Source organism: Acidithiobacillus thiooxidans ATCC 19377 (assembly GCF_009662475.1).
Classification (GTDB): Bacteria; Pseudomonadota; Gammaproteobacteria; order Acidithiobacillales; family Acidithiobacillaceae; genus Acidithiobacillus; species Acidithiobacillus thiooxidans.
The window spans coordinates 260600-278604 of sequence record NZ_CP045571.1 but is presented as its reverse complement, the minus strand read 5'-3'; the positions used below and the strand labels follow the sequence as shown (position 1 = coordinate 278604).

The following is an 18005-nucleotide window of genomic DNA, read 5'->3' as shown; positions in this document are numbered from 1 at the left end:
CATGAAACTCAACGGCAAAAAGGTATTCATCCTCGGCTTCGGCAAAACCGGACAATCACTCCTGAACACCGCTCTGCGCCTGGGTGGACATTGTCAGGTGGCGGATACCCGCCACCTGGAAAATGCTGACACCCTCCGTACGCAATATCCCCAAGTCACTTTTCATTTCGGGGCGCTTCCTGAAAATCTGCTTCTGGACAGCGATCTGATTCTGCTCAGCCCCGGTCTTGCTCCTACCCTGCCGGCCTTGCAAAAGGCCAGAAAGGCGGGAATCACCGTCATGGGTGATATTGAATTATTTGCACTGCTAGCCTCGGCACCCATCATTGCCATCACCGGTAGTAATGGTAAAAGCACCGTTACCACGCTGGTCAGCGAAATTGCCCGAAAAGCCGGAATAATGGTTGCGACCGGTGGCAACCTGGGGACTCCGGCACTGGAGTTATTACCAGAATCTGGCCCTGAACCGGCCTGGTATATCCTCGAACTCTCCAGCTTTCAGCTGGATGCCTGTACGACTTTTCGACCCCGGGTGGCTGCCATTTTGAACCTCAGTCCCGACCATCTGGACTGGCATGGTGACTACGCGCAGTACGGGGCAGCCAAAGCCCGAATTTTTCAGAACATGAATGCCGGTGATGTCCTGGTTTTGAACGGCGAAGATGCCTTTACGTCGAGCTTGCCCGGACAAGTCCCAGACTCCGTGGCCATCCGTTGCTTTGCTGTTCATGATGAGCGCAGTGATGCCTATGTACTGAATGACCGGCTCACGCTGCGCAACAGCGGAGCCCTGCTTCCCGCAGCCGATCTGCGTATGCAGGGCGGACACAATATCGAAAACGCACTGGCCGCAGCGCTCCTGGCCGAAGCGGCCCAATTTCCACTTGCTGCCATTCAGGAAGTGTTTTGCCAGTTTTCCGGTCTCCCACACCGACTGGCCTGGGTCGCCGAATATCAGGGGGTCAATTATTACGATGATTCCAAGGGAACCAATCTGGGTGCCACGCTCAAAGCCATGAGCGGCTTATCCGGACCGTTGGTGATGATTCTCGGTGGCGATGCCAAGGGCGCGGATCTCAGTCCGTTGCAGCAAGCCTGCCGTGATCAGCGCGCCGCTGTTGTACTCGGCAAGGATGCCAAAAAAATCGCGCAAATGCTTGAAAATGTCATTCCGGTAGATTACGCCGACAGCATGCAGGATGCGGTTCTTAAAGCCGCATCCAGAGCCATGCCCGGAGATCAGGTTCTGCTTTCACCAGCCTGCGCCAGTACCGATATGTTCCGGGATTATCAGGATCGGGGGCAGCAGTTCACTGCAGCTGTCCAGAAACTGGCTGGAGGGAAATCATGAAACGTCCAAGCTGGTGGCTGGCCGAAAACGGCCCGGCAGATACCATTCTGTGGTGGATCATTCTGGTACTACTGGGTTTTGGTCTGATCATGGTGTATTCCGCCAGCGCGCCCATTGCCCAGCATGAAACCGGTAATCCGTTCTTTTTTGCCGAACGTCAGGGCCTTTATGTCATTCTGGCCGCCGCCGTATTGTACTATTTTAGCCGTATTGATCTCGACTTCTGGGAACGCATGACCTTTCCCCTCATGATCATTTCCCTGATCGCCCTGGTGATGGTGTTTTTGCCGGTCATCGGCGTTGCCGTCAACGGCTCACATCGCTGGATCAATTTCATCATTGTCCGCCTGCAGCCTTCAGAACTGCTGAAATTTGCCCTGCTCTTATTCCTCGCACGTTATGTGGTGCGCAAAGGCGAGCTCCTCGGCAAATTCAAGGAAGGACTCTGGCCGATTTTTGTGGTGCTGGGGTTGCTGGGGTTGCTGCTGTTACTACAACCCGATTTTGGCTCATTTGCGATGGTGGTACTGCTCACTGGCGTCATGTTGTTCCTGGGCGGATTACCCATTACTTACGTTCTACTGGCAGGCATTGTTGCCGGTGGCGCGTTGGGAATTCTTGCCGTATCAGCCCCCTACCGGCTTGCCCGCATCACCGCTTTCCAGAATCCCTGGGCAGATCCCTACGGAGCGGGTTTTCAGTTGGTACAGTCCCTGATTGCCTTTGGCCGGGGTGGTATTTTCGGGGTCGGCCTCGGCGATGGCATCATGAAATACTTTTATCTGCCAGAATCCTATACGGATTTCATTCTGGCAGTGATCGGCGAAGAGTTGGGCATGATCGGGGTATGGGCACTGGCCATTTTCTACAGTGTGGCCTGCTGGCGTATTTATCGGATCGGACGCCGCGCTGCTGCCGCCGGAGATGCTTTTTTTGCCCTGTTCTGCTATGGCACGCTGACATGGTTCGGCGGTGAGGCGGTCATGTCCATGGGCGTCAACCTTGGCGCTCTTCCTACCAAGGGTTTTGCCCTGCCACTAATCAGTTACGGCGGTAGTGCGCTGGTATTTCTCTGTGCCTCTCTGGGTGTGGTTCTGGCTGTCAGTCGTCGTTATCCGGCGCTTTCCGCCCAACAAACAGAGCAGATGCAGAAGGAGGTACAGCATGGCTGAACGCGTCCTCATTGCTGCAGGCGGTACTGGCGGGCACGTATTTCCGGCTCTCGCGGTCGCCGACATGTTACGCGATCAGGGTGTGGAAGTGGCCTTTGCCGGAACCGTTGCCGGGATGGAGGCGCGCCTGGTCCCCGAACGCGGCTATCCCCTGCATACCATCGACATGCAAGGTGTTCGCGGAAAAGGCGTGGGACGCTGGTTGCGCATGCCCTGGCGGGTCAGCAAGGCCGTTGTTCAGGCCCGGAAAATCATTCAACAAACCCACAGCCAGGCCGTGCTGGGTATGGGCGGCTACGTGACGGCCCCCGTAGGCCTGGCGGCCTGGAGCATGGGTTGTCCACTGTGCCTGCACGAGCAGAATGCCATCGCCGGGCTGAGCAACCGTCTGCTGGCCCCCCTGGCCAAACATGTTTTTCTGGGATTTCCCGGGGCGCGCTTGCCCGGGGGTGAATGGGTCGGTAACCCGGTACGCCGCAGTATCCGCGAACTCCCCATGCCGCAGGAGCGCTTCGCCAGTCATCAGGGGCCTGCACGTTTATTGATTATGGGCGGCAGCCAGGGAGCCAAGGCGCTGAATAGCGTCAGTGTCGCCGCCATAGCAGCCATGCCCACGGAACAACGCCCACAAATCTGGCACCAGACCGGCAAGGATCATTGCGAAAGCACCCGAGCCGAATATGCGGCGGCAGGTATCGACGCCCGCGTCGAGCCTTTCATCCCGGATATCAGTGTCGCGTTGGGCTGGGCGGATCTGGCACTATGCCGCGCTGGCGCTGCCACCGTCGCCGAACTGGCAGCGGCAGGGCTGGGAGCCATTCTCGTACCTTTTCCCTTTGCCGTGGATGATCATCAGGCAGCCAACGCGCAGTTTCTGGAAAGCGCTGGAGCCGCGCGAATGCTTCGCCAGGAAAACCTCCATGCCCGGGAATTGCGGGATATTCTCAGCCCCCTGCTCAACGATCCGGCTTTACGCCTGCGCTGGGCAGAAGCGGCCAGACAACAAAGCCGGGGGGATGCCGCTGCAGCCGTCGCCCGAATTTGTATGCACCCCGAAGGAGTAAGCCATGCGTAACTGGGTCAGACAGATTCATATGGTCGGAATAGGTGGCAGCGGCATGCGTGGTATTGCCGAGGTTCTGCTTAATCTTGGCTATGCTGTTTCCGGTTCTGATTTGCAGCCAGGCAGTTCGACCCTGCGCCTTACTGATCTGGGTGCGCGGATTTTCTCGGGTCACGAAGCCGCCAATGTGCGCGGCACTGATGTCGTCGTGATTTCTTCGGCCATTCCCGACAGCAATCCAGAAGTACAGGCAGCCCGGGAATCACGTATTCCCGTGATTCGGCGCGCCGAAATGCTGGCCGAGTTGATGCGCTTCAAACAGGGCATCGCCATTGCCGGAACCCACGGCAAAACGACCACAACCAGCCTGGTCGCAAGCATTCTCGGCGCAGCCGGTCTGGATCCCACTTTTGTGATTGGTGGTCGGTTGAAAAGTGCTGGCACCCATGCCGCCCTGGGCAGCGGTGAATACCTGGTGGCGGAAGCCGATGAATCGGACGCCTCCTTTTTGTATCTTGCTCCGGTCATGGCCGTCGTCACCAATATTGATGCCGACCACATGGAAACCTATGGCGACAGTCTCGATAATTTGCGCAATGCCTTTTTGCAGTTTCTGCAGCGCCTGCCTTTCTATGGTCTTGCCGTGCTCTGTACGGACGAGCCCATGGTCGCCGGCCTGATTCCGGAATTACGCACGCCGGTGCTGCGTTATGGATTCGGTGCAGATACGGACCTGCAGGCCCGTAATGTGACCGTCCAGGGAGTGGGCAGTCACTTTGAGGTCTGGCGGCGGGTGGATAATGACTATGTGCACTGGCTGGATGTAGAGCTGGGGATTCCCGGACAACACAACGTACTCAATGCCCTTGCCGCCATCGGCATTGCCAGCAAGGTCGGGGTGAGCGAACAGACCATTCGCAGTGCCCTGGCTGATTTTCGCGGGGTAGGTAGACGCTTCGAACAGGTCGGCGAGTTTACCGGCATAACCATTGTTGACGATTATGGTCACCACCCCCGCGAACTGAGCGCCACCATCAGCGCCGCCCGGGCCGTATGGCCTGATCGCCCTCTGGTAGTCGCCTTTCAACCCCATCGCTATAGCCGAACCCAGACCTTGTTTGGCGATTTTGTCCACAGTCTGGCCCAGGCCGATCTGGTCATACTCACCGATATTTACAGTGCGGGCGAAAAAGCCTTACCCGGAGTCAGCAGTCAGGCACTCAGCGCGGCCATGCGTGCCCAGGGAATAAGCGTTCACTATTTACCGGAGCTGCTCAATGCCCCCGCGCAGATTCGCGCACTACTGCCTGCGAACGCGGTGCTACTCACCATGGGCGCTGGCAGCATTGCCCGTCTGGCGGGTCAATGGGCCGAAGTATTTGCGGAGGCCACCCCATGATGCCGGTCATTGGTGGCCGCCTGCGCCTGGGAGAATCCATGCAACGCCATACCAGCTGGCGGGTTGGAGGACCGGCTGATCGCTTCTATCTACCCGGCACCCTGGAAGATCTGCAAGGATTTTTAAGACATTTTGCGGTTCCGCCGCTCACCTGGATAGGGCTGGGCAGTAATGTGTTGGTGCGCGATGCCGGACTGCGCGGGACCACCATCTGCCTCGCCAACACCCTGGATCAGATCGTTTTGGCAGAAAATGATCTGCTGCGGGTCGGCGCCGGTGCAGGTGCGGTAAAAATTGCCCATTTTGCGGCCAAGGCAGGGCTTGCCGGCGCAGAGTTTCTGGCGGGTATTCCCGGCACATTGGGAGGCTGCCTGAGCATGAATGCCGGCGCCCACGGAGGCGATACCTGGAGTCTGGTGGAATGGGTGGAAGTCATTCATCCCCATGGTGAAATCCAGCGTCTTGCTCCTCAGGATTTCCAGATTGGCTATCGGGAGGTTCGCGGCCATGGTGACGCCTGCTTTGTTGCGGCCGGACTCCGCCTGATCCCCGAAGAAAGTACGGCAGTCATGCAACGCTTGCGCGCCTGGCAGGAGAAACGCGCCGCCACTCAGCCTCTCGAATGGCCCAGTTGTGGTTCGGTGTTCCGTAACCCGGCGGGGGACCACGCGGCCCGCTTGATTGAAGCGGCCGGGTTAAAGGGAAAAGCCCGTGGGCAGGCCGAAGTCAGCAGCCAGCATGCCAATTTCATCATCAACCGGGGCGATGCCCGGGCGGCTGACATTGAGGCCTTGGTGGAGGAAGTACAATCAGCGGTCCAGCAACAGTTCGGCATCCGGCTGCAAGTCGAAATGTGCATTCTGGGGGAGGTGAAGCATGGCTGAATCCATCCGCATAGCCGTCCTATACGGTGGCCCCTCGGGCGAACGCGAGGTGTCATTGCTGAGTGCTGCGGCAGTCCTTGATGCCCTGCGCAGCAGTGGCATGGAAGCACTGGGCATTGATATTGAACCAGCGCGGCTGCAACAGCAGTTGCAGGATGAACGCGTCCGTATCGCCTTCAATGTCTGCCATGGCGCCATTGGCGAGGATGGCCTCCTCCAGGCCGTCCTTGAAACCCTTGCCATTCCCTACACCGGGAGCGGCGTCTTGAGTTCGGCACTGGCCATGGACAAGTGGCGTTCCAAGCAGATCTGGAAAGCCGCCGGCCTCCCCGTAACGGAAGGAATGCTGATGCGGCAGCACGATCCGCGACCTGATCTCGCGGCAAACTTTACCTGGCCGCTTTATATCAAACCCAATCATGGTGGTTCCAGCCTCGGCGTCAGCCGGGTGAATGGGCCGGAAGAACTGGAGAAAGCCATAACGGATGCTTTTGCTCTCGAGGATGAAATTCTCTGTGAAGCGGCTGTCATTGGTCATGAAGCCACGGTCGGCATTGTCGATGGTAAAGCCCTTCCACCCATTGTCATTGAAACCCCGCACGCCTTTTATGACTACGATGCCAAATATCTTGCCGAGGATACCCGTTATCTGCTGCCTTCTGGACTGGGTGCCGGCAAAGATGCCGAACTGCAGGCCCTGGCTCTCCGGGCATTTGCCGAACTGGGTGGCAGAGATTGGGGCAGGGTCGATTTCATGATCAGTGCATCCGGGAAAATACATCTTCTGGAAATCAACAGCGTTCCCGGCATGACCAGCCACAGCCTCGTACCCATGGCCGCCAAAGCTGTGGGCATGGATTTCCCCGAATTATGCAAGACCATACTGCGTACGGCGCAGAGGAGAGTGAATCATGGTTAGTGTCATGCGTGATTATCGCCACGGACAACAGCCACAACGGCCAGCAGCCACCCTGAAGGAAAAACCCAAAGCCGCTCCCCGGACGGCACCCGTCAAGGCCGCTGCCAAAGCCCATAAGCCCCTGCCCTGGAAGCTTTATGGAAAGTTCCTTGCGGGTGGACTGAGTATCAGCATTCTCGCCTGGGGAGGATGGTCCGGATGGCAATGGCTCCAGCAACCCTCCCTGATGCCCATCAACACCCTGACCATTACCGGCAGTTCTCCCAAAATTCCTCTGGCCGAAATCAACACGGTTCTCAAGCCCTATGCGGCGCGTGGCTTTCTGTGGGCGAACCCCGAACAAATCCGCCATTCTCTGGATGCCCTGCCCTGGGTCGCCGATGCCGAGGTGCGGCGGGTCTGGCCCGACCGCCTGACGGTCAATATCAAACCCTACACGCCGGTCGCCCGCTGGCTGGGTGGTGCCGGGCAAATGGTCGATGCCCAGGGAAAAGTGTTCAGCGTTCCCCCAGCACAAGTACCCAATGGACTCCCCAATCTAGCCGGACCCGCCGATAGTGGCAGCCAACTCCTCGCGCAACTGGCGAAATTTAATTCCATTGTTGCCCCACTGGGCCTGAAGGTCGTTTCCCTTCAGGAAGACCAAAGGGGTGGATGGCGCTGCATTCTCAATAATCAGGTTCGCCTGCTGCTGGGCAGCGAGGACGTGATACCCGCTTTAAAACGCTGGGTGGCCATTGCCCCCCAGGTCAAGGAATACCTGGTAGCCGGAGCCACAATGGATCTTCGCTATACCAATGGTTTTGCGGTCGCCATGCCCTCAGCGACCACCGTCAACAGTCAGTAACGGATCCCGGATCCGAAGGAGAGAAAGCAAATGAAACGTGGACATCAGGAACTCATCGTCGGCCTGGATATTGGTACTTCCAAAGTGGCCTGTATTGTTGCGCAGTCCAAAGGTGGTCGTGAAGCAGAAATCATCGGTGTTGGTCAGCACCCCTCCCGGGGCTTGAAAAAAGGCGTTGTCGTGGATATTGAATCCACGGTTCAGGCTATCACCCGTGCCGTGCAGGAAGCCGAGCTCATGGCCGGTGTGCAGATTCATGGCGCGGTAGTCGGCATCGCCGGCGGACATATTCGCGGCTACAACAGCCACGGTATTGTCGCCATCAAAAACAAGGAAGTCAGCAATGATGATGTAGGTCGGGTCATGGACGCGGCGCGCGCCATCGTGATCCCGCAGGATCAGAACGTCATTCATATTCTGCCCCAGGAATTCATGATTGACAGCCAGGAAGGGGTTCGCGAACCGGTCGGCATGTCGGGAGTACGCCTGGAAGCCCGGGTACATATTGTTACGGGTGCTGTCAGTGCCGCCCAGAATATCGCCAAATGTGTGGAACGTTGCGGACTGCAAGTCCAGGATCTGGTCCTCGAACAGCTGGCCTCGGCAGACGCCGTGCTTACCCAGGACGAGAAAGAGCTGGGTGTTTGTCTGGTGGATATTGGTGGCGGGACTACCGATATCGCCATTTTCCGCGATGGGGCCGTCCGCCATACGGCCGTCATTCCCATCGCCGGAGATCAGGTGACCAATGACATTGCCCTGGGTCTTCGCACCCCACCCGTCGAAGCTGAGCAAATCAAGAAATTATACGGTTGCGCTCTGGGTGATCTCATTCAGCAGGATGATGAAATCTCGGTCCCCAGCGTCGGCACCCGCCCGCCCCGCACCATTTCCCGGCGCATTCTCGGTGACATCATTGAGCCCCGCATCAAGGAATTGTTTGAACTCATCCAGGCAGAACTAAGACGCACCGGCTATGAAGATTTGATTGCCGCTGGCGTCGTCATTACCGGCGGTTCCAGCCGTCTGGAAGGCATTGCCGAACTGGCAGAAGAAATCCTTCACCTGCCGGTTCGCGTCGGTGAACCCATGCATTTGCCGGGGATGGAAAACGTGGTTCGGGTACCTGGACATGCCACGGGCGTAGGCTTGGTCATGTACGGATTACATAATCAACCCGCCGGACAAGGCGAAGCCGCCGTTGTCGTCCAGCCCAGGGCGGCCTATGAAGATCAGGGCCAGGGACATGCCGGCATGGACACCAGCTTTGGCGGTGTTTTCCGGAAAATGCGCAACTGGGTCCAGACCAGCTTCGGCTGATCCCCACCAACACTCATACTTAACGAATCAGGAGAAATATTATGTATGAATTGAACGAATGCGAACAGGACGGCGCCGTCATCAAGGTCATCGGCGTCGGCGGTGGTGGTGGTAACGCCATCAACAACATGTGCGGAGCGGGTCTGGAAGGGGTGGAATTCATCACCGCCAATACGGATGCCCAGGCTTTACGTCACTCACAGGCCAGCCGCACCATTCAGCTGGGTGCGCAGATTACCCGTGGTCTGGGCGCCGGGGCTGATCCGGAAGTCGGCCGCAAGGCAGCGGAAGAAGGTCGCGATGATATTCGTGCAGCCCTCGAAAAAGCGGATATGGTATTCATCACTACCGGCATGGGTGGCGGAACCGGTACGGGTGCTGCTCCTGTTGTTGCTGCCATTGCCCGGGATATGGGCATTCTGACGGTTGGTGTGGTAACCAAACCCTTCAATTTTGAAGGCAAAAAACGCCAGCAGCATGCACTTTCCGGTATCGACGAACTTTCCCAGCATGTCGATTCTCTGGTCATTATTCCCAATGAGAAGCTGCTGGCCGTTCTGGGCACATCCATCAGTCTCAAGGATGCCTATCAGGCAGCGGACAACATTTTGTTGGGCGCGGTGCAGGGTATCTCCGAGCTGGTCACCCGTCCCGGCCTGATGAACCTGGATTTTGCCGATGTGCGTACGGTCATGTCAGGCATGGGTCTGGCGATGATGGGTGCCGCCAGTGGCAAGGGTGAAAACCGCGCCAGAGATGCAGCGACCCGCGCCGCATCTAGCCCGTTACTGGACGACATCAACCTCTCCGGGGCACGCGGTATTCTCGTCAACATCACGGCAGGTATGGACCTGACCCTGGGCGAATTCCAGGAAGTCGGCGAGCTGATTCGCGGTTATGCAGCAGATGACGCCAATGTGAAGGTCGGTACAGTGCTGGATCCTGACCTGGATGGGGAGTTACGCGTCACTGTAGTGGCTACGGGTTTGCAACGCGAACCTGTACGTTTGGCCGTGGAGAACATCCGGGGTCGTGGGGCTGCCAGTGCCGGCAATCCGAGCACCCCTTCCGACTGGCGCAATCTCGACATACCCGTGGGTATGCGTCATAACGAACGTCCGGCACCAGCTTCAACCTCTAACCGTAGCTCCGGGGTTCAGGATTTTGCCGATTTGGATATACCTGCCTTTCTGCGCCGCCAGGCTGACTAAGGTCGGTACCGCCGGGTCAGCGCAATAACGGCGCCTGACCTGGACGACAGCGCTCCTGACTAGGCCGTGGCCCCTTGGCTGCGGCTGTTCTTACCAGTTCATCCTCATCGGCAAGCAACCCGGCGCGCTGAATGTCTGTCAGCAGGGGATTTCGGGCAATGGCATAGCGCACATTGGGATCCCGATCCGTACAAAACTCCGCCACCTGTTCCGCTGATAAATCCGGTCTTTTCGCAATGCACAAGCGGATCACGTAGTCGTCATCCCGAGCCAACGCCGCTACTTCTCCGGGCAGCAAATCCACGCGTCTGGCAAAATAACAGCGCGTTTGAACCCACTGTTCCCTCAGCAGGAAGGGACGATAGTGACCGGGCAGTTCAGGACTCAGTGCCCATTTCAACCTTTCCTCCAGGCTCATACTCCGCCAGGATGCATCAGACATATTTAAACGTACCTGATGTCAGCCAGCGGCCATATGCCCGGATGCTTCGCGGTCTGCACTGGACATGGCCTTACGATAACGGCTCAGATCCTTGGCACTCTGGATGGGAATTTCAAGCAGCGTGGAAAGATTGCGCAAAATGCCATTGATAACCTTGCCTTCCCAGATGGCATCAAAATGAATCTGGGTATCCAGCCATTGCTCCAGCCAGCCCGGATCCGGCAGGTGACTCTGGACACTATCCTCAGGGTACATCTCTTTATTCACATGCAAGTTGGTTGGATGCAAAGCCTTTGCCGTCTTGGTATTGGCCATCAATACGCCAATTTTAGCGAAAGCCAGACGCGCCGAGTCTCCCAGGCGCTCAATGGCCCGGCGCATATATTTCAGATAAATGCCCGCGTGCCGCGCTTCATCTTTAGACAGCACTTCGTAAATAGAACGAATGACCGGCTCGCTGTGCCACTGCGCCGCGCATTTGTACCAATGCGTCAAACGAATTTCCCCACAAAAATGGAGCATCAGGGTTTCCATGGCAGGGGCAGGATCAAATTCAAATCGCACCTTGTGCAGCTCTTCCTCAGTCGGGAGATATTCGGGGGCAAAGCGGCGCAGGTATTCCATCAAGACCAGCGCGTGCTTCTGTTCTTCATAAAACCAGATGGACATGAATGCCGAAAAATCCGAATCATCGCGATTATCACGCAAAAACATTTCCGTCGCCGGCAGCGCCGACCACTCGGTCACAGCATTCATCTTAATGGTGCGCAGCTGCTCTTCACTCACCAGACTCCGATCAAACTGATCCCAGGGAATATCTGTCGCCATATTCCAACGCGCGGCCTCCAGGGATTTAAATAATTCAGGGTATAACATGGCAAAGCCACCTCTCTCCGGCGTCGTCAATCACAATAGGTCGCAGCGACCTGTCTGGGCTGCACCATACTGCCAGCAACCCCTATGAACTATATATTGGGTGTATTCTACGTCAAATCAACGCGTGGGGCGATGCCTGCGAAAAATCATGAGGCGCTGATGTAGTGCTTCGACCTAGATTTATGCGCGCATTTGCGGCAGACTTCAGTTTATTCTTGATGTTACGCGGAAGCCATGGCTGTATCTAATCCTCACATATTGGTACTGCACGGACCGAACCTGAACCTTCTGGGTCAGCGTGAACCGGCACACTACGGCCACAGTACCCTGGCCGACATAGACGCCAAACTGGTAGCCATGGCCAATGCCTGGGGTTGGGCCTTGAGCAGCTTGCAAAGCAATGCCGAGCATCAATTGATAGATGCCGTGCAGCTTGCACCCAAGCAGGGTGTCACCAACATCATCATCAATCCTGCTGCGTTTACCCACACCAGCGTGGCCCTGCGGGATGCCCTGAGTGCCGTGGCGATTCCGTTCATTGAGGTACATTTGTCCAACATTCATGCGCGGGAACCCTTCCGTCAGTATTCCTACTTTTCCGACATGGCCCAAGGGGTCATCGCCGGATTGGGTGCTGATGGCTACTTCCTCGCGCTGGAAGCCATTTACCGGCGTTTTTCACGCCCTGACTAAACGCATAATAAGGAAAAGTATGGATATCCAATTCATTCGTCGCCTTGCCGAATTACTTGAAAAAAGCGCTATTGACGAAATTGAAGTTGTGGAAGGTGAAAGTAAGGTGCGTATTACCCGACATGCAGCCCCCGTCGCCCCGCAAAATGTGACCTATCACACTCAGCCAGCCCCGCTGCCAACACCGACTGCAGAAGTAACTCGGCCTCCTGAAGCCACTGCAGCACCTGAAACCGCCCCCCAGGGCTACATGATCAAGTCCCCCATGGTCGGCACCTTTTATCGGGCTGCTTCACCGGAAGCTGCGCCTTTTGTTGAAGAAGGCAGCACCGTCAAGGCTGGTCAGACACTTTGCATTATCGAAGCCATGAAATTGCTGAATGAAATTGAGGCGGATGTCTCCGGCAAAATCATCAAGGTGCTGGCCAGTAACGGCCAGCCCGTAGAATACGGTGAACCACTCTTTATTATTGCACCAGAGGATTGATATGTTTGAGAAAATCCTCATCGCCAACCGGGGCGAAATTGCCCTGCGCATTCAGCGTGCCTGTCGTGAGCTGGGTATCCGCACGGTGGCCGTGCATTCCGAACCCGACCGTGACCTGATGCACGTCAAGCTGGCCGATGAATCAGTCTGTATCGGCCCCGCTCCCAGTGATCAAAGCTATTTGAATGTCCCGGCGGTCATTGCTGCCGCAGAAGTTACCGACGCCGAAGCCATTCATCCCGGCTACGGATTTTTATCGGAAAATGCCGATTTCGCAGAAAGGGTGGAAAACAGCGGTTTTGCATTTATTGGTCCCCGTGCAGAAACCATTCGCCTGATGGGAGACAAAATCGCGGCCAAGGCCGCCATGATCAAGGCCGGCGTACCCTGCGTTCCCGGGTCTGATGGTCCCCTACCCGATGACAATGAAGCCCTCAAAAAACTGGCGAAGGAAATCGGTTATCCGGTCATTCTCAAGGCTGCCGGTGGCGGTGGCGGACGCGGCATGCGCGTTGTCCACACCGAGGCACATTTGATCAACGCCGCCAACCTGACCCGGGCAGAAGCGGGCAAGGCTTTTGGCAATCCGACCCTGTACATGGAAAAATTTCTGGAAACCCCCCGCCATATTGAATTCCAGGTGCTCTGCGATGCGCACGGCCATTGCGTACACCTCGGCGAACGGGACTGCTCCGTACAACGGCGTCACCAAAAGGTCGTCGAGGAAGCACCGGCTCCAGGCATTACCGATAAACAACGCGCCGAAATTGGTGCAGCAGTGGTCAAAGCCTGTTCAGACATGGGCTATCGCGGTGCCGGAACCATTGAGTTTCTTTACGATCCCGGCAGTAAAACCTTTTACTTTATCGAGATGAACACCCGCGTTCAGGTAGAGCATCCAGTGACTGAAATGATTACTGGTGTGGACATTGTCAAAGCGCAGATTCTGATTGCGGCAGGCAAGCCTCTCCCTTTCCGGCAGGAAGATGTCCGCTTGCAGGGACATGCCATTGAATGCCGCATCAACGCTGAAGATCCTGAAAAATTCATGCCCTCACCCGGGCAAATCACGGCATGGCACCCACCCGGCGGTCCAGGAATTAGGGTAGACAGCCATATATATGCCGGTTATCGGGTACCGCCTTTCTATGATTCCATGATCGGCAAAATCATCGCCTATGGAAATGATCGGGAAGAAGCCCAGATGCGCATGCGCAGCGCTCTGCGGGAAACCAGCATTGAAGGCATCCAGACCAACATTCTTCTGCATCGCCGCATTCTTGAAGAAGCCCAATATGCAGCCGGTGAAGTGAACATCCATTATCTGGAGGCACTGCTCGCGCTATGAACATTGCGTGGTGGCAACTGAGCCTTCAGGTTCCGGCCGACTCTGCCGCAAAGGTGGAAACACAATTGCAGGAGGCAGGTGCTGAAGCCATCACTTTTTTGGAGCTGGATACCAGCGAAGCACTTTTTATTGAAGGAGAGCTCTGGCAGAAAAGTCAGTGTCAGGCGCTTTTTGCTGCCGAAAACCATAGCGAAGCCAGTATTCATGCCTTAGTAAACATGGCCGGTTGGCAAAACTACGGAGCCTCTGTCCATGCTTTGGAAGATCAGGATTGGGTATCCAGTACCCAGACACAATTTCCGGCCCGTCAGTTTGGAAAACTCTGGGTGGTTCCCAGCTGGGATCAAGCACCACAAGATACCCGCTACGAACTGCACCTCGACCCCGGCCAGGCCTTTGGTACCGGGGCGCATCCCACTACTTCGCGTTGCCTGCATTTTCTGGAAAGCCACATTCAAGGTGGCGAGTGTATTGTGGATTATGGCTGCGGCTCAGGTATTCTCGCTATTGCTGCTTTGCTTTTGGGTGCGAAAGAAGCTTATGGAGTCGATACCGACTCTATTGCGCTGCGAGTGGCCATGAGCAACGCCCAACGCAATGGTGTCGCGGAGCGACTGCGACTGTCCCTGCCGGAAGCAACACCACTGCCCTTGGCGGATATTCTGGTTGCCAACATTCTGGCTGGGCCCCTGCTCAGTCTTGCCCCGACGCTGGCTGCATTGACCAGGCCAGGAGGGTGGATTGCCCTCTCCGGCATTCTCCACAGCCAGGAAACCGGCATTCAAAATGCCTACGCACCCTATTTTAATTTAGCCGCCCCGCAACATGAAGAAGACTGGTCCCTGCTGTATGGCCAGCGAAAATCCGGAGACTGAACCATGGAAATAACCTGCCCGCGTTGCGAGTCCACTTTCAGCGTGGAAGCAAAGGCCCTGCAACAACATCACTATCAAGTGAAATGTGGCGTCTGCCAGCACGTCTTCCAGGTAAACCCGGACGACGAAACCAGTGCAGCCGGCGCCCATCTGGGGCAACGTCTGGGCCGTTATTTACTCCTGTTGATTATTTTCCTGTTGATTTTGGCGCTGATTGGACAAATCCTCTGGTCAACGGGCGTCTATAGTTATGCAGCCAACAGTGCGCCCATCCGCCGTGCCATGATCCAGAGTGCCAACACATTAGGTACACAGATTTCCTGGCCGGGACCCAATAGGGAAATGCGCATTGTCGATAGCCATGTCACAGCGCTGGATAATCACTTGGCTGAAATTACCGGAAAAATGGAGAATCTGGCGGGGCACGTGCAGGCATACCCGGTCATCCAGGTCACTCTGAGTAATGTTTACGGTGCACCCATTGCCCATCTGCAATTCACGCCTAAAGAATATCTGGCAAAGCCGGAAGAGAGCATCTCCGGATTTTTATCCCATACACCCGTTCAGTTCTCCATCAAGAGTCCGAAACTGATTGCCGCTGCAGGCTATCAGGTCACTCTGCTCAGTCAACCCTGAGGAGCAGGATCATGGCAACAGAATCAATGACTCTGAGTGACTGCGTGGTCATGATCGTGGATCGTTATCTGGACGATCTGCAGGGCGAAGCGCCAAAAAACCTGCATACTCAGGTTATTGAACAGGTGGAATGTGCCCTGCTCGAACACACCCTGAAGAAATGTGACGGACAACGGGGTACGGCTGCCCAATGGCTGGGTATCAATCGCAATACCTTGCGAAAAAAACTGCAAAACTACGGGCTGGACACCTGAATAAGCTGTGGAGAGACCGAAACCGGAGTGGGCATATGATCAATGACACCCAGGCTTGGGCCAGAGCTGCTGCCATTGAGATAACGCTGGTAATAAGCCAACACCCGAGGTACATAGGCCTGGGTTTCAGCAAAGGGAGGGATGTGATAACCCGCCTGAATAACCGCACCGGAACCGGCATTATAGGCGGCCACGGCCAGTTTCAGATCACCGCTGAACTTACGCAGCAGATGGGCCAGATAAGCAGTGCCACCATTGATGTTTTCGGCCGGACTGAAAGAGTTGGAAACCCCGAAACGGGCCGCTGTGGCCGGAATTAACTGCATCAGACCAATGGCTCCCTTGGGTGAAACCGCACCGGCGTTATAACCAGACTCGGCAGAAATGACGGCATTGACCAAAGCCGGACTCACCCCGTAGCGGCTGGCCGCCGCGTGAATCAGCGACTGATATTGCTGTTTGGCTACCCGGTTGAAGTCGGCGCGAGCCGTAGCTACCGGCATTTTCGGGGTGCGCATGACCATGTGATACGCGCTGTTTCCAGCCGGAACATTGGTCAGATGCACGACCCCATGGCTATCTGTATAGGCGTAGATATTTGCCTCGGCCGCCCCCGCAATCAGGAGCAACAGCAGTCCACAGAAACCCGCCTGAATTTTCATTTGATGACCCGCAATGAAGGTCTCTCTGGTTTTTCCTGAACCTCAGCAGCACGCGCTACACGATCTTCAGGTTCGGATCCTGGAGGCGGGGCCTCAGGCAGCTCTGGCTCCGCAAAACCCATACCCTCCTGGGTTTCTGCTGCATAAATAGCCACCACGGCCGCCATAGGTACATCCACCGTTCGCGCCACACCACCAAAGCGCGCATTAAAGCTGATCCAACCATCAGCCATGTTGAGGTTGTGGCAAGCATTCGGGGAAATATCCAGTATCATGCGCCCGTCTTTTTCATAACCGCTGGGAACCGCCACCCCCGGATAGGCAACCACCACCAGAATATATGGCGTATGACCCTGGTCAACACACCATTGATAAACACTATTCAGCAAATAAGGCTTGGCACTTTCAGGCAACAAGTTGCATTCTCCATTAATTCCGGGTCTGGATGACTATCTTCCAGATGAGTCACTAGGGATATATAGCCGAATTTTCAGAATCCTCAAGCTGTCATCATCAGTGGTGATGTTCAATCGTACTTGTGCAAGGCAAAGCAACTGCTTCTATTTCAACCAAGAGGTCGCGTCGGCATATGTCCGCCTGGATAATCAGGCAATTTACCTCTTTACCGACTATCTGATCCATTTCCTCGCGAAACATCCAAAGATCAGCACCATTCCGCAAATAAGCCTTGAATTGCAAGTTGGCAAGTTCCCAGTCAACGCCATGGGAACAGCTGACCTCATGGAGCAGTGCCTCTATGTTTCGCATGGTCTCGCGGATTTGTTCACGACAATTATCGGGGTGCATACTTTGGTGACCCACAATACTTGCTGTGCCCGATATAAACAGGGTCGGTCCATCCAGATCAATCAGGCTGGCACGAGAAAAGGTAGGCGGGCAGGGTCCATAATTTTGAGGATAATCATAAGCTCGAATTTGACGAGGATTTTCAATGGCCAGTGGCGCATGATGCGAAGCCAGTGCAAACAGTGCCAATGGGGTATTGCGCTGCGCGCCCAGCGCGCTGGCCGCTGGTGGTGCAACATCAATTACTGACCAGTTGCCGGCCATAAAAGCTTCTAGTCTACCTATATTGAACTGTCGGTAACGTTCAAGGCCAGTCGAATCATCGTTTATATCACCAATGTGGTTCCAGACTCTCAGCAGATGCGGATAGCCAAGAGCAGTTATTTCGGCAAGCAATGCGCAGTAGGCATCTCGTGTAGCGTCATGCAAACATTGTTCAGCATTACCGATTTCCACCGTCAGAAACAGTAAGGATTCATTGGCTCTCCAGGAAATTGGCCCGTGACTCCCCGCCCGCACTTTTTGCTGTGACCTCCAGAGTTCACAAATACCATCGCCATGACCCAAAACCGGGACGTTGACTAAAGAAACGGGGATTTCGAGCTCTCTGAGTCCCGTGTGAACTTGATTTGGACCATAATGCACAATACCCAGCACATGAGACAGATATTCTTTGGGTTGACGCAGCAAAATTTCAGTACTGATCCATTCAAGTTGCAGCGGCTCATTCATACATAACAAATCCTTCAAGGCAAGTAG

General features: G+C 55.8%; 20 protein-coding genes. 15 read left to right on the top strand and 5 right to left on the bottom strand.

Annotation, left to right across the window (positions count from 1 at the left end):
• The first annotated feature begins 1 nt into the window (after position 1).
• The 9 genes from murD to ftsZ are packed head-to-tail and all read left to right on the top strand — an operon-like array spanning position 2 to position 10166.
• The gene (murD, locus tag GCD22_RS01455; protein ID WP_031569556.1) at positions 2-1351 is read left to right on the top strand and encodes a UDP-N-acetylmuramoyl-L-alanine--D-glutamate ligase; all 1350 of its coding nucleotides are present in this window, start codon (positions 2-4) and stop codon (positions 1349-1351) included.
• Positions 1348-2523, top strand: a complete 1176-nt coding sequence (gene ftsW / locus GCD22_RS01450; protein WP_031569558.1) for a putative lipid II flippase FtsW — start codon at positions 1348-1350, stop codon at positions 2521-2523. The genes murD and ftsW overlap by 4 nt, the downstream gene beginning before the upstream one ends.
• Positions 2516-3598 carry an undecaprenyldiphospho-muramoylpentapeptide beta-N-acetylglucosaminyltransferase gene (gene murG / locus GCD22_RS01445; protein WP_031569560.1) on the top strand — a complete coding sequence of 361 codons (1083 nt, stop codon included), beginning with the start codon at positions 2516-2518 and terminating at the stop codon, positions 3596-3598. The genes ftsW and murG overlap by 8 nt, the downstream gene beginning before the upstream one ends.
• Complete coding sequence (murC, locus tag GCD22_RS01440; RefSeq protein ID WP_031569562.1) at positions 3591-4985, top strand: UDP-N-acetylmuramate--L-alanine ligase; 1395 nt, start codon at positions 3591-3593, stop codon at positions 4983-4985. The genes murG and murC overlap by 8 nt, the downstream gene beginning before the upstream one ends.
• Entirely contained in the window at positions 4982-5869 is an 888-nt protein-coding gene (murB, locus tag GCD22_RS01435; RefSeq protein ID WP_031569564.1) for a UDP-N-acetylmuramate dehydrogenase, read from the top strand. Before murC ends, murB begins: the two co-directional genes overlap by 4 nt.
• The gene (locus tag GCD22_RS01430) at positions 5862-6788 is read left to right on the top strand and encodes a D-alanine--D-alanine ligase (RefSeq protein WP_031569566.1); all 927 of its coding nucleotides are present in this window, start codon (positions 5862-5864) and stop codon (positions 6786-6788) included. The genes murB and GCD22_RS01430 overlap by 8 nt, the downstream gene beginning before the upstream one ends.
• Positions 6781-7635, top strand: coding sequence for a cell division protein FtsQ/DivIB (locus tag GCD22_RS01425; protein WP_031569568.1), 855 nt, complete (start codon positions 6781-6783; stop codon positions 7633-7635). Before GCD22_RS01430 ends, GCD22_RS01425 begins: the two co-directional genes overlap by 8 nt.
• Positions 7636-7665: 30 nt before the next feature.
• Positions 7666-8955 carry a cell division protein FtsA gene (gene ftsA / locus GCD22_RS01420; protein ID WP_031569570.1) on the top strand — a complete coding sequence of 430 codons (1290 nt, stop codon included), beginning with the start codon at positions 7666-7668 and terminating at the stop codon, positions 8953-8955.
• A 41-nt stretch (positions 8956-8996) separates the two neighbouring features.
• Complete coding sequence (gene ftsZ / locus GCD22_RS01415; protein WP_010641217.1) at positions 8997-10166, top strand: cell division protein FtsZ; 1170 nt, start codon at positions 8997-8999, stop codon at positions 10164-10166.
• A gap of 16 nt (positions 10167-10182) precedes the next feature.
• Here the strand turns inward: ftsZ and GCD22_RS01410 are convergent, their stop codons facing one another.
• Positions 10183-10608 (bottom strand): hypothetical protein, encoded by a 426-nt coding sequence (locus GCD22_RS01410; protein ID WP_031569572.1) that lies wholly within the window; start codon positions 10606-10608, stop codon positions 10183-10185.
• An 18-nt stretch (positions 10609-10626) separates the two neighbouring features.
• Positions 10627-11484, bottom strand: coding sequence for a diiron oxygenase (locus tag GCD22_RS01405; protein WP_024893332.1), 858 nt, complete (start codon positions 11482-11484; stop codon positions 10627-10629).
• 234 nt (positions 11485-11718) lie between these two features.
• Here GCD22_RS01405 and aroQ point away from each other — a divergent pair, with 234 nt between their 5' ends.
• From aroQ to GCD22_RS01375, 6 genes are read left to right on the top strand one after another with little or no spacing between them, the layout of a single operon-like run.
• Positions 11719-12177, top strand: coding sequence for a type II 3-dehydroquinate dehydratase (gene aroQ, locus GCD22_RS01400; RefSeq protein ID WP_010641211.1), 459 nt, complete (start codon positions 11719-11721; stop codon positions 12175-12177).
• Positions 12178-12196: 19 nt separating this feature from the next.
• Complete coding sequence (gene accB, locus GCD22_RS01395) at positions 12197-12664, top strand: acetyl-CoA carboxylase biotin carboxyl carrier protein (protein WP_010641210.1); 468 nt, start codon at positions 12197-12199, stop codon at positions 12662-12664.
• A 1-nt stretch (position 12665) separates the two neighbouring features.
• A complete protein-coding gene (accC, locus tag GCD22_RS01390) occupies positions 12666-14012 on the top strand; it encodes an acetyl-CoA carboxylase biotin carboxylase subunit (protein ID WP_010641208.1) in 1347 nt (448 codons plus the stop codon).
• A complete protein-coding gene (gene prmA / locus GCD22_RS01385; protein WP_153940359.1) occupies positions 14009-14887 on the top strand; it encodes a 50S ribosomal protein L11 methyltransferase in 879 nt (292 codons plus the stop codon). Before accC ends, prmA begins: the two co-directional genes overlap by 4 nt.
• A gap of 3 nt (positions 14888-14890) precedes the next feature.
• Entirely contained in the window at positions 14891-15523 is a 633-nt protein-coding gene (locus tag GCD22_RS01380) for a zinc-ribbon and DUF3426 domain-containing protein (protein WP_024893327.1), read from the top strand.
• Between the two features lie 11 nt (positions 15524-15534).
• A complete protein-coding gene (locus GCD22_RS01375) occupies positions 15535-15777 on the top strand; it encodes a helix-turn-helix domain-containing protein (protein WP_010641203.1) in 243 nt (80 codons plus the stop codon).
• Here GCD22_RS01375 and GCD22_RS01370 read toward each other — a convergent pair.
• The 3 genes from GCD22_RS01370 to GCD22_RS01360 all read right to left on the bottom strand — a co-directional run bounded on the left by GCD22_RS01370 (position 15759) and on the right by GCD22_RS01360 (position 17978).
• Positions 15759-16439: a transglycosylase SLT domain-containing protein gene (locus GCD22_RS01370; protein ID WP_010641202.1), complete on the bottom strand. Its 681-nt coding sequence runs from the start codon at positions 16437-16439 to the stop codon at positions 15759-15761. The two genes, GCD22_RS01375 and GCD22_RS01370, sit on opposite strands and share 19 nt — an antisense overlap.
• Positions 16436-16855 carry a ClpXP protease specificity-enhancing factor gene (locus GCD22_RS01365; protein ID WP_024893326.1) on the bottom strand — a complete coding sequence of 140 codons (420 nt, stop codon included), beginning with the start codon at positions 16853-16855 and terminating at the stop codon, positions 16436-16438. Before GCD22_RS01365 ends, GCD22_RS01370 begins: the two co-directional genes overlap by 4 nt.
• Before the next feature lie 97 nt (positions 16856-16952).
• Positions 16953-17978, bottom strand: coding sequence for a chorismate transformation FkbO/Hyg5 family protein (locus GCD22_RS01360; RefSeq protein WP_024893325.1), 1026 nt, complete (start codon positions 17976-17978; stop codon positions 16953-16955).
• Positions 17979-18005 lie beyond the last annotated feature (27 nt).